Source organism: Ruegeria sp. CDSA221, assembly GCF_059611825.1.
In genome coordinates this window covers 113,277-132,984 of the sequence record NZ_JBXWPK010000001.1, presented here as the reverse complement: position 1 = coordinate 132,984, position 19,708 = coordinate 113,277, and the positions used below count along the sequence as shown (strand labels likewise).

Below are 19,708 nucleotides of genomic sequence, written 5' to 3'. Positions count from 1 at the left end.
AACCCGGCAATGCGGGTTTGGATTTTCTGTTCAGCGCTCCAAACGCGTTCCGGTTTGCGCATCAAACAAGTGGCAGTGATCGGTGTGGATATGGATTGAAACCTGATCATCGATTTCAGCGCGATAGGTTTTGTCGGCTTTGACCGAAACCAGCGCGCCACCGATCCGAACCGAGACCATCGTGCTGTCGCCCAAAAGCTCCTGCGTGTAGATGGGCCCGTTAATCTCGCCGCCGCTTTCCACGACATTGGCGTCCTCGGCGCGAAAGCCCAGCGTAATCGGGCCGTCCGACGCATTCAGCCCATGCACCTCAGTATTCTGAGCCCGAAACACCCCATCCTGAACCTGACCATCGATAAGGTTCATTGCAGGGTTGCCAATAAAGCTGGCCACAAAAGTGTTTGCGGGCGCATCGTAAATATCGGTCGGAGAGCCAACCTGCTGCACGATACCCTGCTTCATGATCACCACACGATCGGCAAGGGTCATCGCTTCGATCTGGTCATGAGTCACGTAGATCGTGGTCACGGCAAGCTCGTGGCTGAGGTTCTTGATCTGCGCGCGCGTCGAAACACGCAGCTTGGCGTCAAGGTTTGACAGCGGTTCGTCCATCAGAAAGACATTTGGCTCGCGAACAATGGCGCGGGCCAAAGCGACGCGCTGACGCTGGCCGCCCGACAGCTCTGCCGGTTTGCGATGCAGAAAGTCATCCAGTTCGACCATGGCCGAAGCGCGGCGCACTTTTTCGTCATGCGTGGAAGGGTCGATGCCGCGCACCTTCAGCGGGAACCGGATATTCTCATAAACATTCATGTTCGGATAGAGCGCGTAGGACTGAAACACCATGGCGACATCGCGGTCCTTGGGCTCCATGTCGTTGACACGCTCGCCATCTATCAGAATATCGCCCTCGCTGGCGTCTTCCAAACCCGCAATCATGCGCATGGTCGTCGTCTTGCCACAGCCTGATGGGCCAAGAAGAACCAGGAACTCTTTATCGGCAATAGTCAGGTCGAAATTATCCACCCCCACAAACGATCCCCAACGTTTCCCAACACTGCGAAGTTGAATTTCGGCCATTCTGTCCTCCCATGTGCACTTTTCGTGCATACGTTTGCAAGAGCATAGACATCTGATGGAACATCAGGCAAGCTTTTTTTGCATGCGTTTGCAAATCTACGTTTCACTATACTGAAAACCTGTGCTCAATTCCTGGTAAAGCACTGAAAGAAAAGAATATGCCTTACGAAGCCGAGAAAAATATTGTTCTGGATCTTTATGAAGCTCTGAGCCGAGCTGAAGAATCAGCGGTCCCTGACGTGATCTCGAAATATTGCGCCGATGACTATCTGTGGCGCGGATTCCATCCCTTTGACGAACTGCATGGCCCCAGTGACGTAGGTACCCAGTTCTGGCTTCCGCTGAAACAAAGCCTGACCCGAATGCAGCGCCGCATGGACATATTCATGGCCGGAGAAAACGAGATGGACGGTTTCACCTCGGTCTGGGTTGTATCAATGGGCCATCTCATGGGGCTGTTCGACAAAGATTGGCTAGGTATCTCGCCAAACGGCAAAATGACATTTCTGCGCTATTGCGAATTCAACAAGGTCGAAAACGGAAAAATCACTGAAACCGCGATGTATTTCGACATACCTCATTTCATGATGCAGGCCGGATTGCAGCCGTTCCCGCCTCAGACAGCCGCGCAGCTCGTGCAGCCGGGGCCCATGACCCATGACGGCCTGATGGTCGGTCCGCAACCTGAGGCGGAAGGAGAGCGGACCCTGGCAGCCATCAACTCTATGATCTCCGATCTGGGCCAATGGAACAGCGGCCTCAGCCTTGAGGACGAGCTACGGCGCACATGGTCCGAAGACATGATCTGGTGGGGGCCATCCGGGATCGGGGCGACCTACACGATCGAACGCTACGCCCAACAGCATGCAGGCCCTTTCCGTGCTGGTTTCACTGACCGGTCGAAAACCAAACACATATGCCGCCTGGCAGAGGGTCATTATGGCGGTTTTTTTGGCTGGCCGAACTTCACAGCCCGTCCAACTGGCGGGTTCATGGGAATGCCTGCAACTGACAAAGCCGGTGAATTTCGGGTGATAGATATCTATCGGCGAGACGGGGATAAGCTGGCCGAGAACTGGATATTCATCGACCTTTTGCATTTCTGGAAACAGCAGGGCGTGGACATCCTTGCCAGAATGTCCGAGCTACCGCGAACATAACCGGCAGGATTGACGCACATCAGACCTTGGCTCTGTGCACTACCCCTGGCTCATGGCGCGTAGGGTCAAAAGGTTCTTTGGCGACCCAGCGCCGATTCACCTGGAATACATGCTGAACGAGTTCCGGTCCGACGCCGCCCCAATCGGGGCGGCATTTCTTGTTTGCAAACGGAGCAAGCGCTGGCTCATATCCCAAGCCTCACATGGGCCCCGCGCCTGAGCGGGATTGCGTATCCGAGCGAACGAGAATGGGCCAAGCGGCGGCGTTCAGGGCGTCCCATTGGTCGGGGTCAACCTCAATCCCCTGTTCCAAAGCTTGGTTATAGTTGGCTGCTAGCTGCGCCGCCGAAATCTCAAACCGCTGAAGTTCGGGTTGCTCCACCTGACGTGTCACCGCGTCCGCCAACAATGCAGGCTGATTTGTGCAGATGATAGTGACGGTCGAGATTTCTTCATGATCACGATAGGAAACACTGTAGCGGAGGGAAAGAACACTGAGAACAGTAATACATCCTTCGGATATTGCGCGCCTTTAAAGGAAATCATGAACCGGCTTTCGACTTGATATGACCAGCAGTCATTCACGCGCTAATTGCGAATGCGTCGATGGTCAAAAGATTGCAACATTTTCCGATCAACAACCTGACCAAGCCCCAAATACAATGACCAGTCAGCTGAACAATCTGCTGGTATCGGGAATCCAAAAAGTGTTCTGAATACTCGAGCCTTGACGCATTTTCGAATTAGGGCACTGATGTTGACATCCCGGATGCGCTGTATCCATATCCTGAATTCCATGATCGGCAGCAAAAATAGTGGAAAAGAAAAACTGCACTGAAAGTGAAATAGGTCAGACACTGCAACGGTTACGCCAAGAGCGTGAACTTAAGTTGGGTGACCTGGCTACTCGGGCACAGGTGTCCACTGCGATGATCAGTCGTATAGAGAATGGTAATGTCTCACCTTCGCTTGCGATGCTGCAATCACTGGCGGATGCCCTTGATGTGCCATTGGTGGCATTGTTTGCACGCTCAGATGCGGCAGCAGATGTGCATCACGCGCGTGCCGGGGATGGTCTCCAGGCGCGGCGTATCACTCAGGGGCACACGCATAACTACCTTCTGTTGGGCAAGCACAGCGCACCCCAAGGGACGTTCCAGTCGGCACGGATCAGTATTTCAAAAGAACAATCAGACAATTTGCCCGGCTATCAGCATGAAGGCTATGTCTTCATATACATAATCGAAGGCCAGGCAATCTATCGTTGCGGCAGCGAAGACTTTGATATGTCAGCGGGAGATACGTTGAGTTTTGATGCCAAGCTTCCACATGGTTTCCGTAAAATCCACTCGCAAAAGATCGAATTCATAGCCGTCTCTACTCGTCAGCAATAGCAGGGAAATCCAGATACACAACCCAATTTGGCGCCAACTAAGTGATATCGCATGCTGGCCAGATTTTTGAATTTCGAATAACCATATCTTATGGGTCGAATCTGACACCCTAAATGACAAGGCAAAAACCACTGAGGCCAAATGAACATCACATTCCGACAAGTTGACGCGTTTCGAACGGTGGTCTCGACCGGGACTGTGACCGAGGCCGCAGCGATGTTGGGTATTTCTCAACCTGCAGTCAGCCGGCTGATCTCTGATTTCGAAGAAGAAGTTGGGTTTCCACTTTTTCAGCGTGTCGGCCGTGTGCTGATACCCACAGACGAGGCCAGATTACTGGTTGAAGAGGTGCGCCAAGCCGTTAGCGGTATGGAACATATTAAGGATTCTGCCACAGCTATTGGGAAATTTGGCCACGCGCGCCTCAATCTTGTGATTACGCCTGGCGTTTCTTCGCAGCTCGCGCCGGACTTGATAGGGAAATTTGCTGCCACTTGCCCACATGCGATGGCCCGAATGGAAATCGCCCCCAGCGATGATGCAGTCGAATGGATGGTGTCCCAGAATTATGACTTTGGCATCACGACAACCCAACCGGCGAATCCGTCATTTGAAAGCCTTGTGATCAAAGACAGTGATGTGTGCTGCGTGGTTTCGGTGGATCACGCCTTGGCCGACAATGCTCTTGCCCAGGCGAGGGATCTGGCAGATGAAAGTTTTATTTCCTATATGCCTTCCTCTCGCTTTCGCTATGAAATCGACCAATTTTTCGAAGCAAAAGGGATTGCACGGCGCATGCAGTATGAGACGCGCACAACCGACTCTATCTGCAGGCTGGTTTCACGTGGTTTGGGAGTTTCTGTCGTCGGCGCCAGTCTGGACTACCTCAAGACCATTCCAGGTTGCGTGGCTATACCATTTGCCGCGCCGTTGAACTTCCGGGCTGTTCTATTTTGGTCAAAGAACAAGACCCTGTCTGCCGTTGGAAAGTCTTTTCTGAACATCGTCCAATCAGATCTCAACGCCGATTGAGAGCCGCCCGAAAAGTCGATCGCGCCTGCGCGCTGTGGATATAGGCATAGTCGCGGGGATAGGACGCGCCTGCCTTTACCTCCATCGAAATGAACTGCGGGCCCGACAAAGATAAAACCTGTGGTGCCGCTTCAGAAAACCGGTCGATATCCATGAAACGTTGCACACCCGCGTACCCTGCAGCCCAGGCCATAGCAGCGAAATCAACCATGTCCGCCCCAGGCAGAGGATGCGCTCCGTTCACTTCGTACACCCTGTTGAAAGATAGAAAGTGATACAGGTTTCTTGCCCCGGCACTGGCAATTGTGACCAATGCCCCGAGGTTCATCAACAGACTGCCATCACCATCCAGAACAATCACGCGCCGATCTGGATTGGCCAATGCCAGCCCCAATCCGTGAGATGAGGCCTGCCCCATCGCCCCGACTGCGACATAGTTCAGTTCACGTGGGTTCAGCGCCAGCCAGTCGAAACAGCTTTGATAGACTGCGACCACAATATCGTCGTCGCGAACATGAGGGATCAGCGCCTCGAGCGCCGCATCTCGGTGCATTGTCATGGTGTCTCCGGGGGGCGCCCGATCAGGAAAATATGAGGTTTTGACGATGTATAGGCGGCCTCAACGGCTTGGCAGATATGCGCCTCATCTCCGGGCTCTTCGATCAGCGAATGCGACAGTTCCATTGCATCCAGGACCGGACGGACGATCCTGACCCCGTAAGAGGCCGAGTAATCTGGGTGTATATGCGGCTCTTTCCCTTGCAGACCCACCATCATCACGACCGGTAGTTCGTAATCCACCCCGATAGCCCGGATTGCATTGAGAGAATCCATCAATCCTGTTTGCTGCATCATCAAAAGCGCACGGGTTCCGTTATAGGACATAGCCCCACAGATACTGACACCTTCATCTTCCTTGCAGATGCGGGTCAGCCGAAATTCCGGATCCCGAGAAATTGGCCATAGCAACCCATCACTGGTAACAATATCAGGCAGGGCCACAATTTCACGCACATGCGCCGCCTTAATTTGTGCCAGAATTGCTGCACCAGAAGGATGCGCCACCTTTGGCACATCCGCCGCCACCCTAGACGAAGCGACCATCACGCGCCTCCGCCCAGAAATCTTGCAATACCGTCCCGCGCAATCCTCAGATCGCGCATATGTCCGACAGTTATGCGCAAATAGTCCCCGTATGCGGACGAGGCGAACCGCCGCACCGCGACCCCTTGCTGCAAAAGCGCGCTTGTGGCCGCTTCTGCGGATTTTTGCATATCGGGAAAATGAACCAGAACAAAATTTGCCTGACTGGGTATTACGCCCAACCCAAGTGCCTGCATCTCGGCGCTGATCCAGTCCCGGCCCCTACGGTTCGCATCGTGGACATAGCGTGTGTGCGCCTCATCTTCCAATGCCGCAATCGCAGCTGCAGCAGAGGACGACGCCACTGGAAAAGTCAAACCGACCCGACGAACAGCATCGATGATGTCATCGGGCCCGTACATCCAACCCACGCGCGCGCCGGCCAATCCGTAAATCTTGGAGAACGTCCTGCAGATGACGACATTTTCCGCCTGTTCGACCAAAATATGGGCGGGTTCATAATCCGGCGCGTCGACGTATTCTTCATAAGCTGCATCGATGATCAACAAGACGTTGTCCGGCAGTGCAGCATGCAGGCGGCGAACTTCAGTTCCGCTCAGGTAAGTACCTGCCGGGTTTTCGGGGTTGGCCAGATAAACCACCCGCGTCCGATCGGTCAACGCATTGATCATACGGTCAGCGGATGGTTTGAAATGATCATCTGCAACCGACACAACCTCGGCATCGTTGGCATAGGCGTAGTTCGGGACCTTCAGATAGCCGTTTGCACTGCGGATCAATTCGGTACCGGGTCCAAGATATGCCCGCGCCAGCCGCGCCAGCAAGTCGTCGGACCCCTGCCCTGTTGTGATGCGCGCCGCATCCAGTCCGAAATGGCTCGCGATTGCCGGGGCAAGAATGTGATCCGGATTTTCCAGATAACGTTCAATCGAGCTGGCGGCAGCCCGTGCCGCGTCTCGGGCAATCGGACTGGGACCAAACGCACTTTCGTTTGAATTGAGCAGGACTGCGGAGGGCGGCGCGATATCGGCCGCCTCGCTCACCATATGGGGTTTGATCTTGTCAATTCCCGCTTTCGCGAGGGCAACGGTCATTCATGTCCTCCTGCACCAATAGGCGGGGTGGGTTGTGATTTTCCTTCATATCACATAACTAGTCATTTTTAGCAATTCACTTTCTTTAATGTTATGATATTGATGTGCAGAATGCCACCCTAAGGACTCACATGACTGATCCCCACGCGACCTCTAACAGCAGGCTTCATCTCACAACGGATCTGGACTTACCGGGACGGAATACCGGTGATCTGTTGTTGAAATGGTCCGACAATGCTGTGCCCCTTGGGTATTACCCCGTTCCGGTCATCAGCATCCGCGGACAGCCGGGGCCTGTCGTGTTGATGCTTGGGGGAACTCATGGTGATGAATTCGAAGGTCCAGCAGCTATCCTTCGGCTTGCAGCGCAACTTGATCCGTTAAAGTTGACCGGACAGGTCATCCTGATCCCAGCTCTGAACGCGCCGGCGGTTCACGCCTCTTCGCGTGTTTCGCCGCTAGATGGTCAAAACCTGAACCGCGCATTCCCCGGAAATGCAGACGGCGGCCCAACCGCCATGCTTGCCCATTTTATTGAAACTGAAATGATCCCGCGGGCAGATGCCGTGATTGATCTGCATTCCGGAGGCAAGGCATCAGTGTTCGAACCCTGCGCGTTGGCTGCACGCACAGACGATGCGCAGCTCACTGCAGCCAATATGGAATTGGCTCGGGCCTTTGGGTTGCCGTTGATCTGGGTACTCGGTGCGAACAACGACAACCGATCTGTTAACTCCGCCGCGGCTCGGGCCAAGATCCCTATGATCGCGGCGGAACTGAGCGGTGGCGGCGGTGTCGACCCTGATGTGACCGATCTTGCTGAGGCTGGCCTGATGCGTTGCCTGCGTCATCTGGGTGTTCTACCCAGCAGATCCTCGGAATCTGTCCCGACGCACTGCGTAGAAATCGCGGACCCAACGCACAGTCTCTACGCCCCTGCCGATGGCCTGTTTGATCGACGCTGCTCCGCCGGACAATATGTCGAGGCCGGAGCATCTGCTGGCACGCTCTTTTTTCCGGCCGAACCGGATCGCGCACCGTTGGATCTGAGGTTTCCAGCTTCGGGTCTTGTTCTTGCCCATGGCAATCGCGGTGTGGTGCGCCGGGGCGATTTGCTGACCTTGGTGGCGCAACCTCTGCCCGAGGGGCCATAGATGCGGACCTATACGCCATTCATCAACGGGTCATTTCTACCCTGGGCCGCTGAAACACTTCCGAGTGTTAACCCGGCCACCGGCACTGAATGGAGCAAGATCGCACGATGTGGCGCTGAAACAGCCGATCAAGCCATACGAAATGCCGACCGCGCCTTTCGGGAAGGCCCATGGGCCAACACCAGCCCAAATGACAGGGCCTATGTTATTGATCAGCTTGCCGATACTTTGGAGACCCGCTGGCAGGAACTGGTCGAGCCCGAGATCCGCGACAATGGCAAGCGGATCTCCGAAGTACGGGGGCAATTTGCCGGATTGCATAGCTGGTTTCGGCATTTCGCAGCACAAGCTCGCAAAATGCAGCCCGAACAACAGGCAAATACAGTCCTCGGTGTGAGCAGCGTAGGCCACTACATCCCATATGGCGTGGTTGTGGCGATAACACCTTGGAATTCTCCTTTGATGATCCTTGCGTGGAAGCTGGCTCCGGCACTGGCGGCGGGCAACACGGTTGTTGTCAAACCATCGGAAATGGCGTCGGCCTCAACGCTGGAATTTGCCCGGCTTGTACATGAGGCTGGGTTACCGCCTGGCGTCCTTAATGTAGTGACTGGGCTCGGCTATGAAGTTGGCGAGTCGCTCGTTCGCCATCCATTGACCCGCAAGGTGACCTTTACCGGGTCAGATCTCGGAGGATGTAAAGTCGCCGAAGCAGCCGCGGCGGGTGTGGTCCCGACAGTGCTGGAGTTAGGAGGAAAATCACCGCAGGTTGTGTTTGCAGACTGTGATCTGGACAACACCGTCAACGGCATTCTCTCTGGTATTTTTCTGTCTAATGGACAGACCTGTGTCGCCGGGTCACGTCTAATCGTCGAAGCCAGCATGAAAGAAAACTTGTTGGCAAAACTGGTGTCACGGGCGCGCGACTTTCGTCTTGGTGATCCGATGGAGCTTGAGACCCAGATTGCTCCGCTGGCCAATGAACCGCACCTGCGCAAAGTGACCGAAATGATTGCACGGGCAAAGGCGGATGGGGCTGTTTGCCTGTTGGACGGGCTTGAAACTGCCGCTGGGCGAGACGGATTTTTTGTTGGCCCAACCATTTTCGACAATGTGACGCCCGACATGCAGCTCTGGCGCGAAGAGGTGTTCGGGCCGGTGCTGGCGGTTACCTCATTTGATACAGAAGCCGAGGCCATCGCGCTGTCCAACGATAGCGACTATGGGTTGGCCGCCGGTGTCTGGACCACCGATCCCGCCAAAGGCGAGCGAGTGGCCGAAGCTATCGTAGCAGGCACCGTTTACATCAATCACTATCGTAGCGTCGATCCCGCCAGCCCTATTGGCGGGGTCAAGCAGTCCGGATATGGGCGAGAACTTGGCCCGGACGCGATCAAGGATTTCTGTCAGATCAAATCCGTCTGGACCGGCGCAGCGCCGGTCCCGGATCCGTTTCCCTGATCTGTCAGCACCAATACGTACGGAGGACGCCATGAATGACCATTTCGACGCCCCCAAAGGCGATTTTAGAGGCCATGACAAGCAGTCAGTTTGGGCTCAGAAACCTGACCCGGAGCTGACTGAGGTTGGCCCAGGCACGCCATGCGGTGAATATCTGCGCCGGTTCTGGATGCCGGTGGCAATGACAGATCAGGTTGGTGATCTGCCCTATCGTTTACGCATTCTGGGCGAAGACCTTGTACTGTTTCGCGAGAAGAAAGAAGGCAAGCTGGGACTGACTCACTTGCATTGCTGCCACCGCAACATGAGCCTAGAGTTCGGGATCGTGGAGGAAGGCGGCATTCGCTGCTCTTATCACGGTTGGAAATACGGGCTTGACGGCACCATTCTGGAGACCCCCTGCGAACCGCCCGCATCACAGGTCAAGAAAAAGGCCTGTTTGGGGGCGTATCCTGTGATCGAATACAAAGGGCTCGCCTTTGCCTATATGGGTCCACCCGAAGCCCAACCTCCTTTCCCTGTAATGGACACTTTCGATGATGAGGGTGACGAGCTGGTGCCCTACCTGATCAAATCCCCTTGCAACTGGCTTCAGGTCATGGAGAACGCCTGGGATCCGTTTCATGTGGTCTATCTTCATACGCTGGCCGTGCGCAGCCAATTCATCGACGCCTTCGCCGAAATGCCGATGATTGAGTTTCATGCCAGTGTCACTGGTGATTTTTACACCAATGTGCGGCGTGTAGATGACATCGTCTGGATCCGTATCCATGATCATATGCTGCCGTCATTTACCCAGAACGGTGGACATTTCCCGGTGCCAAACGGGCCGCGCTATTTTGGGCGTTGCGGGTTGTCGCGCTGGATCACACCCATTGACGACACGAACACCATGGTCATTGCCTGGCGTCATTTCCGCAACGCTGATGCCAACGATGACCCGAAGGGCCTGACTGACAAAAGCAAAGTGGGCTTTGGCAAGACCGACTTCTATGGGCAGGATCCCGATCGCCCATATGAAATGCGGCAACGTGACCCTGGCGACTATGATGCCTGGGTCAGTCAGGGACCCAAAAATATCCATTCGCGCGAAAATCTCAGCTTTTCCGACCGGGGGGTGGCCAAGGCGCGCCGGCTGCTGCGAAATGCCATCCGCGCGCTGCAAAACGGAGAACGTCCGGCACAACCGTCTGACAATTTCTCCGGACAGATCATCCCAACCTACGCCGGTGATACGATGCTGAGAATTCCCGTGCAGGAGGGGCGCGACGATGGTGCAGTTCTCAAGGAGATCTCGCATCAGGTGGCCGAGATTTACATGTCCGGCGATCACTTGCAGGGCGATGATCGCAAAGCCTTCATCATTGAGGCACTAAAAACATACGAGGCAAGTTGGTCATGACCACGCGTATCCCTCACAACCCTGGCCGGGTTGACTGGTCAGGTGAAAACCCAGGCATTTACCTCAAGCAGAACGCTGATCAGGAACAGTATGATACTCTGGCACTGTTTTTCCGCGTTGTGCTCTCGCCTTATGGTCGCGGTCACGCGGCAGTCATCTTAGGTGCACCGGATCGGGCGCAAGGTTGGCCACATTTTCCAAATCTGATCATGACCGACAACCAGCGTTTGATGCGTTGGATCGTGGATGGCTGGGTGACCAAAATGCCGACCTTCGTCGGCAAAGCGGGTCTAGAGGCGATGACCTGGCTCGACTGCGACAGTGTCGAAAAGCGTCCTGGCAATTTGAAGGCACGTTACTCAGAAACATTACGTGGATCAGGCGTCACGGTCGAAATGATCTGGCACGACATGGGTGCACCTTTGCCGGTCGAAGTGACCAAGGAAAACTCGGCCACCAAAGAGCATGAAATGTATTCGGTGTTTCTGGAAGCAAAATCCGCACAGGTCGTGATCAACGGTACGCCCCTGCCTGGCATCGTTGCCGATCGGCAGTTCTTTGGCCGAACCATGAGCACGGCTTTTCTAGCCTTTTCGGAAACCTGGGTAACGCCACAGGAGGATCTGTGATGCCATTGACCGAGCCAGTCACACCGGGCACCGTAGATTGGACAGGTGAAAACCCGGGCATTCTGCTAAAAGACGACAATGGCGATTTCACAGCGATGGCTTTGTTCTTTCGCGTTGCCTGGTCGCCTGTCGGACAGGGTCAGTTATTGCTGCTTTATGGGACACCTGATCAGGTTGAAGGACCGCCAGAGGCTCCAAATGTGATCCTCAGCGACAATCCAGATCTAACCACATTCCTGAAAAAGAACTTCATCAGCAAACTGGCTGCATTTGCCGATGCACCAGCATTTGCCACCATGCCTGAAATCGGCGCACAAGCTGTGCGAACCTCCGGCGATCCGATGAGCCACCGTTATACCGAGACAATAGTAGGTGAGAGCCTGACCGTCGAACTCGTCTGGGAGGGGCTCCAACCGCCACGGGCGCTGGAACTGTCGCCGCATGAGGTTGCCTCGGGCGAACAGAATATGTTTTCGCTACTCGTGCCGGCGCATTCGGCACAGATTATTGTCAATGGCAAATGGCTGCCAGGTAAGCTGGGAACAAGGGTACAGGCCAGCTACGAAACGACCACCGCGTTCCTATATTTCTCGGAGACATGGATCACCCCGCCGGAGGATCCTTGATGCTGCATCCTGCGGATCAACTCGCATTTGACAGGGCAATGGTAACACAGCCGGTCTGGAACCGGTTCAACACGGCCGCCGACGCGTTGGGGCTTGCGGAAAACACACTGCTTCATGCAGGGCCCGCCTTTGCCGATCCCAATCTAATCACGGCCCCGATCCTTAATTCAGCTTGCGTCGCCGCAGTCTGGCAGGGGCTTGCTCGGAATTTCGACCAGGCCGAGGCGATGATCCTAAATGGTGAAATCGAGTTGAAACCCGCTCAAGATCACGATCTTGTCACTCCTCTGGCCGCTGTTGTCTCGGCAGACATGCCGCTACACACAATTTATGATGCCTGGCGCGGGCAGCAACGTGTGTTCACACCGATCAATGCGGGCAGCCGTCCAGCGATGCGGCTGGGTCAACGATCCATGGCAGTGTTGGAGCACATCCGCTGGCTCAACACCCGATTTGTGGATGTGTTGGACAATGGGCTCGCCGAAGGTATCGCACTTGTGCCGCTGGCCGTGACTGGCCTGGTAGGGGGGGACGACTGCCATGGACGAACACCCGTTGCAACAGACGCGCTTGTCGCCGAACTGAAAGATCGTACCATTGGCGGGATCAAAGACGAAGAAGCGCTGGCCTTCATGGCTAGCTCGCCGTCGCTGTTCCTCAATCTTTGGATGGCAGCCACAAAATGCATGATGAAGTTGGCCGAAGGTGTCGAAGGTTCAAGTTTTGTCACTGCTGCCGGTGGCAACGGGCACGAGGTTGGCATCCAGATTTCGGGCTTGCCCGGCCAATGGTTTACAATTCAAGCCGATCCACCAAAAGGGAAATTCGAAGTCGATGTGCCCCAGGACAGGGCATTAGGAGCAATCGGTGACAGCGCCGTAATTGAGGCTTTCGGACTCGGCGCCATGGCCATCGAATTGAGCCCAGATCAGAAAAAGGGTCTGGGTGCCTTTCTCCCCGACAACGCTCAAGCACGCAGTTCCGGCCTATCCGTAGGGACACATCCTTATTTTCGAACACTAGATATTCAACTAGGCAGCACGGCACGTGGCGCGGTGGCCGAAGGGTCGGGGCCGGTAATTGGTCTGGGTATCCTCGACAAGCTTGGCGAAGCTGGCCGGCTGGGAGGGGGTATTTATGACATGCCGGTCACCCCCTTCGCTGTGGCCATGGAAATGTTGGAGAAATGACGGAGTTAAACAGGTTCAGCGCGCATGAATTGGCCCGGTTGATCCGCAAGGGTGAAGTCAAACCGTCTCAGGTGATGGCAGCACATCTGGACCGAATTTCGCAACGGGAGCCTGCGATCGGGGCGTTTCAGTACCTCGATGCGGATCACGCCATGGAGCTTGCTCACGCTGCCGATACACTTCCAATCGGTGGGCCGCTCCATGGCGTACCTTTTGTTATCAAAGACATTATCGACACAGAAGCCTTGCCAACAGGTTGGGGCAGCGATCTTTATTCCGATCGACAACCAGACAAAAACGCGACATGCGTCCAGGCTTTTCTGAACGCAGGGGCGATCCCAGTTGGCAAGACGGTCACAACCGAGTTTGCCTATTTTCGACCGGGCAATACTGCAAATCCGGCAAGTCCTGGACATACCCCCGGCGGCTCTTCCTCCGGGTCTGCCGCTGCGGTCGCCGACTTCATGGCACCGCTCGCATTTGGCTCGCAGACAGCTGCCTCTTTGATCCGGCCGGCCGCTTATTGCGGTATCTGCGGCCTCAAACCAACAACCGGTAACTATGATCTGAGCGGGGTTATGGGCTTGTCAGGCAGCCTTGACACGCTGGGAGTTCTGGCAAGAGATCCGCGTGATCTGGCGTTGGCAGATGCCGTTTTGCGTGGAGCAAAACTGACACCGCCACCTGAATACGACGTTGCGTTGCCCCGGGTCAGCCTGATGCGTGGTCCCCATTGGGCCGACGGATCGATAGAGATGCGCGACACCTGCACCCGTGCGCTGGCAGCCATTGCCGCGACCGGTGCGGAATCCGGTGAAATCACGCACCCGCCGATATTTTCCCGGCTTACACAGGCGCAAATAACCGTCATGGGGTACGAGGCAGCCCGCCTTCGCAAAACAGAGTACCAAATTGGCGTCCCCGGTATCAGCCGGCAATTCCACGATTTAATAGCCGATGGGCTGCTGGTTACGGAAGACGAATATCTTACTGCGGTTGAGACCCGTAACCGTGCATTAACCATGCTGGATCAAATGTTCCGCGACGTGGATGCGTTGTTGGTTCCCTCAGCTCCTGGTCCGGCACCGGCAGGGCTTGGCGCGACAGGTGACCCGGTGTTCTCGCGGATGTGGACTCTGCTTCAGGTGCCCTCAATCGCCCTGCCTTTTGGTACGGATCACTCTGGTCTACCGCTAGGTATACAACTGATCGGCCCGTACGGAGCAGATAAGCGATTGCTGGACATCGCCCAATGGGTGCACGGGATTCTGCAGGTATCCTGCCGAGCAGCATAAATCCCGCTCTCCGGATGCTGTATCAACCGACCAGCGGCAGCAGTATTGCCAAAGACAGAGGGATGCTCACTGCGGCGATCAGGGTTTGCAATGTGACAATCGCTGCCATCAAAGGGGCATCGCCACCCAGTTGCTTTGACAGCGTGTACGAGGATGCACCAGTTGGCACCACAGAATAAACGACAGCAATTTGCAGCACGTCCCGGGGCAATCCAACCGCCAACCCGACCACCAGTACCGCTATGGGGAAGACCACCATCTTGCCTAAGAACGCAAGGATCAGCGGTAACACACTGGCGGCCATAGCGCGCACTCTCAAATTTGCGCCTACGGCCAACAAGGTAATCGGTAAAGCCCCGGCCCCTAAAACGTCTGCTACATCATGTAAAACCGGGATCCGGTCACCGATCAGCTGGTTGGCGCCGAACGCAAGCAATATCGAAATAACATAAGGATTGCGGGCAAGCTCGCGCAGGATTGCTACAGGCAAACTGGTGGCATTGTCGCGTTGCAGTGCACCGACCAGCATGACCACCATTACGATATTGGTGGTCGGCACCAGTATCGCAGTCGCAAGAATAGCGATATCTAATCCTGTGGGACCAAAAAGATTTGCCGCCAGCGCCAGCCCGATGAATGAGTTATGCCGGGCGCTTCCCTGTAGTATCGACGTACCTTGCGGCGCCGCGAACCCAAAAAGGCGCGCGCTTATGAAGGCAAAGATCAGCGCCGCAACAAACCCGCCCAGAATGGTAACCGAGTAAAGGCCAAGCGCGGATTTATCGAGTGGCGACAGCGAGATTTTGGTAAACAGCAGACAAGGCATCAGTACCCAATAGACAAGCTTGTCGTTCAGGTTCCAGAAATCGGTGCTGGGGATGCCGCCCTTTCGAAGAGCCAAGCCCAAAGCGATGATCAGAAAGATCGGCAGGATGGAAGTCAGTGTCGTCAGCATGGCGATCCGTGGGCAAAAATGAACACACCCAACCCGACACTTTCAAAGAGTGAAGATCAATGTCATTCGACGCCGAAATTGTACCTCGGTCATCAGGATGCTTCGGACTCGTCGTCTATGACGCCCATTGCATCGATTTCGACCAATAACGATGGATCAGCCAATCCCTGCACGACAACACCGGTCGAACAGTGGTGCACGCCGTCAAACCAGCGATTGATCACCTCGTAAACGGCGGGGCGATAGGAGATGTCGGTGACATAGACGGTAAGTTTGCAGACATCCGCCAAACTGCCCCCGGCTTCTTCCATCCAGCGCTGGATGTTGCGGCAGGCCTGATCTGCCTGTACGCCCGGATCGCCTTCACCAATCAATGTTCCGTCCAGCAGAGTACCAACCTGTCCCTGCATGAACACAAAATCACCTCGGGCCCGGATCGCTTTGGAATAGGTCGCCTGCGCGTGATAGCGGGTCTGGTACTTGTGGATATGTGTGCGGGTCATGGCATCCCTTTCTTCAGGTGACGGCGCGAGCCAGATAGTCCTCTACCATGTCACTAAAGCTCTGTTCGACAGCGAATTCGAAACCATCCTTGCATCGCATCACCAATGCCTTGAGGCCAAACAGTTCAGTATAGGTGACAGCGTCTTTGCCGAATGCAGTGTCATGCAGATCCAACGGGCAGGCAATGGCCATCACTTCGCCCGCCTGCGGACCCACTACTTTGAAAAAGGCCAGAGTATCCGAAATCTGCACAATACTGATATTGGCGGGACAATCGGTAGGCTTGAGCTGAGCTCTCAACGTTTGTTCCAAATCCAGCGAAGCACGGGCGATCCAGTGGTCTCGCCCGATGTGATACAGCTCAATCGCATCTTTCTCTGTTCGTCTATTAGGCTTATCGGACAAACGGGGCAAAGCGTCCCCCACCCAGTTTTCAATCGCTGCCGACGCCCCTTTGAGATCGAACAGTGCGTTCAGAATCTGGCGTGTGATCTGTACGTCATAGCTCATCTCAGGACCTCAGTAATTTGCCGTCGGGGTCGTGGAACACCGGCTTGGTAATGGTGACCGGGATCACCCCATCTTTCAGGCGCACATGGGCGGATTCCCCATGCCGCGCGTGCCCTTTTTCCAGCAACGCCAAACCGACCCAACGGTCGTTCACCACACTCCAGACACAGGCGGTGACGAGCCCCTCGGTGGCTTCTTTTCGGCCTCCGGGGGTGAGCGGTGCACCTTCGGGCACTTGTCGATTGGGGTCTTCAGGAAGAATACCAACCAGTTCTCGCCGGGTGCCGCCACCTTCACGACGCAGCTCAATCGAACGCTTACCCAAATAGTCAGGCTTCTTCTTCGACATGACCCATCCCATACCCAGATCGTGGGCATCTACAGTGCCGTCCACCTCATGCCCCAGTGACAGAAAGCCCTTTTCGACCCGCAGAACGTGGCTGGATTCCGAACCCACTGGCAGAATGCCAAAGGGCGCGCCCGCCTCGATCACTTTGTTCCACAGTGCAGCCATGTGGCGCGGCGCGACGTTGACCTCAAATGACAGCTCGCCAGTAAAACTGACACGCACGACGCGGGCCGGGATCCCAGCCACGGTGCCGTCGCGGAAAGACATGAAAGGAAAGGCCTCAGACGACAGGTCAATATCTGTTCCCAACGCCTGCATGACATGGCGTGCATGGGGCCCGCATATGGTGGCGTTGTTCCATTGGCTGGTCACAGTAGTGATCATGACCTGCCAGTCGGGAAACTCGGTCTGAAGAAGCTTTTCCATGTGCTGGTTGACCGCGTCTGCATGACCCGTCGACGTTGAGACCATCCAACGGTGCTCGTCCAGCCGAAAGACCACCCCGTCGTCCAGGATCAGCCCGTCATCAGACAGCATGAGACCATAACGCCCGTCACCGGGTTTCAGGCTGGACATGACATTTGAGTAAAGAAAATCGAGAAAGTGCGGGACATCACTCCCTTTCAGCTCGAATGTGCCGAGGGGGGAGCCGTCATAGACGCCTACACCGTCGCGCACCGCACGACATTCGCGGTTCACAGCCTCCTGCAACCCTTCTCCAGGTTTGGGGAAGTATCCAGGACGCTGCCAACGGGCGCCAGCTTCGTACATCACCGCACCATTGTCCTTGTTCCACTGCGTGACCGGCGTGTGGCGGTAGGGGAACAGCACTGTCTCCTCGCGCAAGCCTCCGATCGCGCCAAAGGAAACTGGTGTGTAGGGAGAGCGAAAGGTTGTCGTTCCGACATCCTGCAAGGGCACACCCTTTTGCATCGCAACAGTACCGATAATGTTGATATTACCGGTTTTTCCCTGGTCGATGCCCATGCCGCCGGTGGTATATCGCTTGACGTGCTCGACATTGTCATAGCCTTCGCGCAGGGCCAAGTGTACATCGCTAACCGCCACATCGTTCTGCAGATCCAGAAATGCCTTTCCACGTTGCCCCGCGACGTCTACGCGCCATAGCGGCTCGATGGCATAGGGCAGGTCCGAACCTCCTTCGATAATCCCGTCAAGCGTCAACTCTCCTGCGGCAGCTCCGACAGCGCGGCAAGCTTGGGCGGCCTGATCGGGTACGAAAGCGGACAACTCCTCATCAAACCGCAGAGTACTTCTGGATTGAGACCACAGATGCACGGTTGGGTTCCAACCGCCGGAATGGCCCAGCAGGTCACAATCGATCCAGGTCTCCGCCCCAGTACTGACGGATACCGCACGTACCGCGCGCACCCGCTTGTGACCTCGCACACCTGCGGCGACGGTGCCTGTATGAACGGTGACGCCCTTTGCCATATCCAGTGCGGCTTGCGGCACTGTATCGCGACTGTCTAGGATTGCGACGACCAACACACCTGCTGCCATTAGGTCAGCTGCAACTGCGTAAACGCTGTTGTTGTTGGTAAAAAGAACAACTCGTTGTCCCGGAGTGACACCCCAACGATTGACATAAGCCTGTACTGACGAAGCCAGCATGACGCCCGGCCGATCATTGTCTGCAAAAACCATGGCGCGTTCGGTGGACCCGGTGGCGACAACCACCTCGTCTGCACGCACCCGCCAGCTCCGCTCCAGAATATTGGCTTCTAAGGGTTCCCGTTCATTCGCAATCAAAAGATTATGTTCGCGATAAGCCCAGACAGTTGCATTTTGCAGATGGATAACGTTGCCCATCCCACGCAATTCTTCAACAGCTTCAGCCACCCAGTCCAATGCGGATCGCCCGTTGATATTTAGATCCCGGTTTAACAGGCTGCCACCTGCCTCTGTTCCCTCATCAGCAATGAACACACGTTTGCCAGCCCTGCCCGCCTCCAACGCGGTCTGCAATCCGGCAGGTCCCGCACCAGCGATCAACACATCGGCATAGGCATGACGCGCTTCGAAGTGGCCCGAAGTAGGAGGTTGCGCGGGTGCTGCCGCCAGCCCCGCGGCTTTGCGGATAGATGGTTCGAACAGATGCCAGTTGGGCCACTTGAATGTCTTGTAGTAGAAGCCCGCTGGAATGAAACGTCCTAACAGCTGATTAACGCCACCAAGATCAAACTCGAGCGAAGGCCAGCAGTTGACTGAGCGGGCGCTCAGCCCATCGCGCAGCGGCACAGTTGTTGCCGGACGGTTACCCGATGAATCTTCACCGTCCAGCTCGACTAAAGTCGCCGGTTCCTCAGGTCCATGACCAACGATGCCGCGCGGGCGATGATATTTGAAACTGCGGGCTGTGATACGGACCCCATTGGCCAGCAAGGCCGAGGCCAGAGTATCTCCTTTGTAACCTTCATAGGTTTTTCCGTTAAACCGGAACGTCATTGGGCAGGTGCGATCTATACGCCCACCCGAGGCACGACGATTACTCTGAGCCATCGGGTGCCTCCACAATGTCATGGGTTCGGGTATCGCGCCAGATTGTCAGCCATTCACCACAACCTCGCCCGTGCCACCATTTTTCCTGCACCGGTCCTAACGGGTTCGGTGCTACAGTCAGGTACTCAACCCATTCCGCGGCGCTCACGGCATTTGAATCAGGCCGATCGGCACCGACAGGGCCGCCAAAGATAAATTCACTTTCGTTACGCTTGCCGCAGAATGGGCAGGGGATAAGCAACATGG

Annotated in this window: 20 protein-coding genes and 1 pseudogene; 10 read left to right on the top strand and 11 right to left on the bottom strand. The window is 55.6% G+C overall.

All coding sequences use genetic code 11. The features are described 5' to 3' along the window. Positions 1–30: 30 nt before the first annotated feature. On the bottom strand, positions 31–1,080 hold the full coding sequence (locus AC2FJ5_RS00650) for an ABC transporter ATP-binding protein (protein WP_142639930.1): 1,050 nt from the start codon (positions 1,078–1,080) through the stop codon (positions 31–33). 158 nt (positions 1,081–1,238) lie between these two features. On the opposite strand from AC2FJ5_RS00650, the gene AC2FJ5_RS00645 reads away from it, so the two are divergent. Then, positions 1,239–2,240, top strand: coding sequence for a nuclear transport factor 2 family protein (locus AC2FJ5_RS00645; protein WP_496792034.1), 1,002 nt, complete (start codon positions 1,239–1,241; stop codon positions 2,238–2,240). Between the two features lie 199 nt (positions 2,241–2,439). Here AC2FJ5_RS00645 and AC2FJ5_RS00640 read toward each other — a convergent pair whose 3' ends face one another. Beyond that, the gene (locus AC2FJ5_RS00640; RefSeq protein WP_496702425.1) at positions 2,440–2,634 is read right to left on the bottom strand and encodes a hypothetical protein; all 195 of its coding nucleotides are present in this window, start codon (positions 2,632–2,634) and stop codon (positions 2,440–2,442) included. A gap of 51 nt (positions 2,635–2,685) precedes the next feature. Further along, a pseudogene (locus AC2FJ5_RS00635) lies at positions 2,686–2,786 on the bottom strand (IS6 family transposase); the annotation flags it as partial. A gap of 269 nt (positions 2,787–3,055) precedes the next feature. Between AC2FJ5_RS00635 and AC2FJ5_RS00630 the strand changes: the two are divergent. Together AC2FJ5_RS00630 and AC2FJ5_RS00625 are read left to right on the top strand one after the other, a co-directional pair. Continuing rightward, positions 3,056–3,634, top strand: a complete 579-nt coding sequence (locus AC2FJ5_RS00630; RefSeq protein ID WP_496691506.1) for a helix-turn-helix domain-containing protein — start codon at positions 3,056–3,058, stop codon at positions 3,632–3,634. A 141-nt stretch (positions 3,635–3,775) separates the two neighbouring features. Then, a complete protein-coding gene (locus AC2FJ5_RS00625; protein ID WP_496691505.1) occupies positions 3,776–4,666 on the top strand; it encodes a LysR substrate-binding domain-containing protein in 891 nt (296 codons plus the stop codon). On the opposite strand, the gene AC2FJ5_RS00620 is transcribed toward AC2FJ5_RS00625, so the two are convergent. Genes AC2FJ5_RS00620 through AC2FJ5_RS00610 form a run of 3 tightly spaced genes read right to left on the bottom strand, consistent with a single transcriptional unit; the run spans position 4,653 to position 6,864 of the window. Continuing rightward, positions 4,653–5,225: a thiamine pyrophosphate-dependent enzyme gene (locus AC2FJ5_RS00620; protein ID WP_496792032.1), complete on the bottom strand. Its 573-nt coding sequence runs from the start codon at positions 5,223–5,225 to the stop codon at positions 4,653–4,655. The genes AC2FJ5_RS00625 and AC2FJ5_RS00620 overlap by 14 nt on opposite strands. Next, positions 5,222–5,770, bottom strand: a complete 549-nt coding sequence (locus tag AC2FJ5_RS00615) for a decarboxylase (RefSeq protein WP_496702615.1) — start codon at positions 5,768–5,770, stop codon at positions 5,222–5,224. The genes AC2FJ5_RS00620 and AC2FJ5_RS00615 overlap by 4 nt, the downstream gene beginning before the upstream one ends. Continuing rightward, positions 5,770–6,864, bottom strand: a complete 1,095-nt coding sequence (locus AC2FJ5_RS00610) for a pyridoxal phosphate-dependent aminotransferase (RefSeq protein ID WP_496702613.1) — start codon at positions 6,862–6,864, stop codon at positions 5,770–5,772. The genes AC2FJ5_RS00615 and AC2FJ5_RS00610 overlap by 1 nt, the downstream gene beginning before the upstream one ends. A 131-nt stretch (positions 6,865–6,995) precedes the next feature. Here AC2FJ5_RS00610 and AC2FJ5_RS00605 point away from each other — a divergent pair, with 131 nt between their 5' ends. Genes AC2FJ5_RS00605 through AC2FJ5_RS00575 form a run of 7 tightly spaced genes read left to right on the top strand, consistent with a single transcriptional unit; the run spans position 6,996 to position 14,621 of the window. After that, a complete protein-coding gene (locus AC2FJ5_RS00605; protein ID WP_496792031.1) occupies positions 6,996–8,018 on the top strand; it encodes a succinylglutamate desuccinylase/aspartoacylase family protein in 1,023 nt (340 codons plus the stop codon). Beyond that, on the top strand, positions 8,019–9,479 hold the full coding sequence (locus tag AC2FJ5_RS00600) for an aldehyde dehydrogenase (protein ID WP_496792029.1): 1,461 nt from the start codon (positions 8,019–8,021) through the stop codon (positions 9,477–9,479). 31 nt (positions 9,480–9,510) lie between these two features. After that, entirely contained in the window at positions 9,511–10,881 is a 1,371-nt protein-coding gene (locus AC2FJ5_RS00595) for a Rieske 2Fe-2S domain-containing protein (RefSeq protein WP_496792028.1), read from the top strand. Beyond that, the gene (locus tag AC2FJ5_RS00590) at positions 10,878–11,510 is read left to right on the top strand and encodes a hypothetical protein (RefSeq protein WP_496792027.1); all 633 of its coding nucleotides are present in this window, start codon (positions 10,878–10,880) and stop codon (positions 11,508–11,510) included. The genes AC2FJ5_RS00595 and AC2FJ5_RS00590 overlap by 4 nt, the downstream gene beginning before the upstream one ends. Continuing rightward, a complete protein-coding gene (locus AC2FJ5_RS00585; RefSeq protein ID WP_496792025.1) occupies positions 11,510–12,136 on the top strand; it encodes a hypothetical protein in 627 nt (208 codons plus the stop codon). The genes AC2FJ5_RS00590 and AC2FJ5_RS00585 overlap by 1 nt, the downstream gene beginning before the upstream one ends. Continuing rightward, complete coding sequence (locus AC2FJ5_RS00580) at positions 12,136–13,326, top strand: YlbE family protein (protein WP_496792024.1); 1,191 nt, start codon at positions 12,136–12,138, stop codon at positions 13,324–13,326. Before AC2FJ5_RS00585 ends, AC2FJ5_RS00580 begins: the two co-directional genes overlap by 1 nt. Beyond that, on the top strand, positions 13,323–14,621 hold the full coding sequence (locus AC2FJ5_RS00575) for an amidase (RefSeq protein WP_496792022.1): 1,299 nt from the start codon (positions 13,323–13,325) through the stop codon (positions 14,619–14,621). The genes AC2FJ5_RS00580 and AC2FJ5_RS00575 overlap by 4 nt, the downstream gene beginning before the upstream one ends. Positions 14,622–14,643: 22 nt before the next feature. Here AC2FJ5_RS00575 and AC2FJ5_RS00570 read toward each other — a convergent pair whose 3' ends face one another. From AC2FJ5_RS00570 to AC2FJ5_RS00550, 5 genes are all read right to left on the bottom strand, one after another. Further along, on the bottom strand, positions 14,644–15,576 hold the full coding sequence (locus AC2FJ5_RS00570) for an AEC family transporter (protein ID WP_496691494.1): 933 nt from the start codon (positions 15,574–15,576) through the stop codon (positions 14,644–14,646). A gap of 92 nt (positions 15,577–15,668) precedes the next feature. Beyond that, positions 15,669–16,079 carry a RidA family protein gene (locus tag AC2FJ5_RS00565; RefSeq protein ID WP_496691493.1) on the bottom strand — a complete coding sequence of 137 codons (411 nt, stop codon included), beginning with the start codon at positions 16,077–16,079 and terminating at the stop codon, positions 15,669–15,671. Between the two features lie 13 nt (positions 16,080–16,092). Then, entirely contained in the window at positions 16,093–16,590 is a 498-nt protein-coding gene (locus AC2FJ5_RS00560) for a sarcosine oxidase subunit gamma (protein WP_496792021.1), read from the bottom strand. Position 16,591: 1 nt separating this feature from the next. Continuing rightward, complete coding sequence (locus AC2FJ5_RS00555; RefSeq protein ID WP_496792020.1) at positions 16,592–19,462, bottom strand: 2Fe-2S iron-sulfur cluster-binding protein; 2,871 nt, start codon at positions 19,460–19,462, stop codon at positions 16,592–16,594. Next, positions 19,449–19,706, bottom strand: a complete 258-nt coding sequence (locus AC2FJ5_RS00550) for a sarcosine oxidase subunit delta (protein ID WP_496792019.1) — start codon at positions 19,704–19,706, stop codon at positions 19,449–19,451. Before AC2FJ5_RS00550 ends, AC2FJ5_RS00555 begins: the two co-directional genes overlap by 14 nt. Between the last annotated feature and the right edge of the window lie 2 nt (positions 19,707–19,708).

Excerpts from the sequence above, each read along its gene's own strand:
- AC2FJ5_RS00650 (WP_142639930.1), bottom strand. The coding sequence starts at position 1,080 with ATGGCCGAAATTCAACTTCGCAGTGTTGGGAAACGTTGGGGATCGTTT.
- AC2FJ5_RS00645 (WP_496792034.1), top strand. The coding sequence starts at position 1,239 with ATGCCTTACGAAGCCGAGAAAAATATTGTTCTGGATCTTTATGAAGCT.
- AC2FJ5_RS00625 (WP_496691505.1), top strand. The coding sequence starts at position 3,776 with ATGAACATCACATTCCGACAAGTTGACGCGTTTCGAACGGTGGTCTCG.
- AC2FJ5_RS00620 (WP_496792032.1), bottom strand. The coding sequence starts at position 5,225 with ATGACAATGCACCGAGATGCGGCGCTCGAGGCGCTGATCCCTCATGTT.
- AC2FJ5_RS00615 (WP_496702615.1), bottom strand. The coding sequence starts at position 5,770 with ATGGTCGCTTCGTCTAGGGTGGCGGCGGATGTGCCAAAGGTGGCGCAT.
- AC2FJ5_RS00610 (WP_496702613.1), bottom strand. The coding sequence starts at position 6,864 with ATGACCGTTGCCCTCGCGAAAGCGGGAATTGACAAGATCAAACCCCAT.
- AC2FJ5_RS00605 (WP_496792031.1), top strand. The coding sequence starts at position 6,996 with ATGACTGATCCCCACGCGACCTCTAACAGCAGGCTTCATCTCACAACG.
- AC2FJ5_RS00600 (WP_496792029.1), top strand. The coding sequence starts at position 8,019 with ATGCGGACCTATACGCCATTCATCAACGGGTCATTTCTACCCTGGGCC.
- AC2FJ5_RS00595 (WP_496792028.1), top strand. The coding sequence starts at position 9,511 with ATGAATGACCATTTCGACGCCCCCAAAGGCGATTTTAGAGGCCATGAC.
- AC2FJ5_RS00590 (WP_496792027.1), top strand. The coding sequence starts at position 10,878 with ATGACCACGCGTATCCCTCACAACCCTGGCCGGGTTGACTGGTCAGGT.
- AC2FJ5_RS00585 (WP_496792025.1), top strand. The coding sequence starts at position 11,510 with ATGCCATTGACCGAGCCAGTCACACCGGGCACCGTAGATTGGACAGGT.
- AC2FJ5_RS00580 (WP_496792024.1), top strand. The coding sequence starts at position 12,136 with ATGCTGCATCCTGCGGATCAACTCGCATTTGACAGGGCAATGGTAACA.
- AC2FJ5_RS00575 (WP_496792022.1), top strand. The coding sequence starts at position 13,323 with ATGACGGAGTTAAACAGGTTCAGCGCGCATGAATTGGCCCGGTTGATC.
- AC2FJ5_RS00570 (WP_496691494.1), bottom strand. The coding sequence starts at position 15,576 with ATGCTGACGACACTGACTTCCATCCTGCCGATCTTTCTGATCATCGCT.
- AC2FJ5_RS00565 (WP_496691493.1), bottom strand. The coding sequence starts at position 16,079 with ATGACCCGCACACATATCCACAAGTACCAGACCCGCTATCACGCGCAG.
- AC2FJ5_RS00560 (WP_496792021.1), bottom strand. The coding sequence starts at position 16,590 with ATGAGCTATGACGTACAGATCACACGCCAGATTCTGAACGCACTGTTC.
- AC2FJ5_RS00555 (WP_496792020.1), bottom strand. The coding sequence starts at position 19,462 with ATGGCTCAGAGTAATCGTCGTGCCTCGGGTGGGCGTATAGATCGCACC.
- AC2FJ5_RS00550 (WP_496792019.1), bottom strand. The coding sequence starts at position 19,706 with ATGTTGCTTATCCCCTGCCCATTCTGCGGCAAGCGTAACGAAAGTGAA.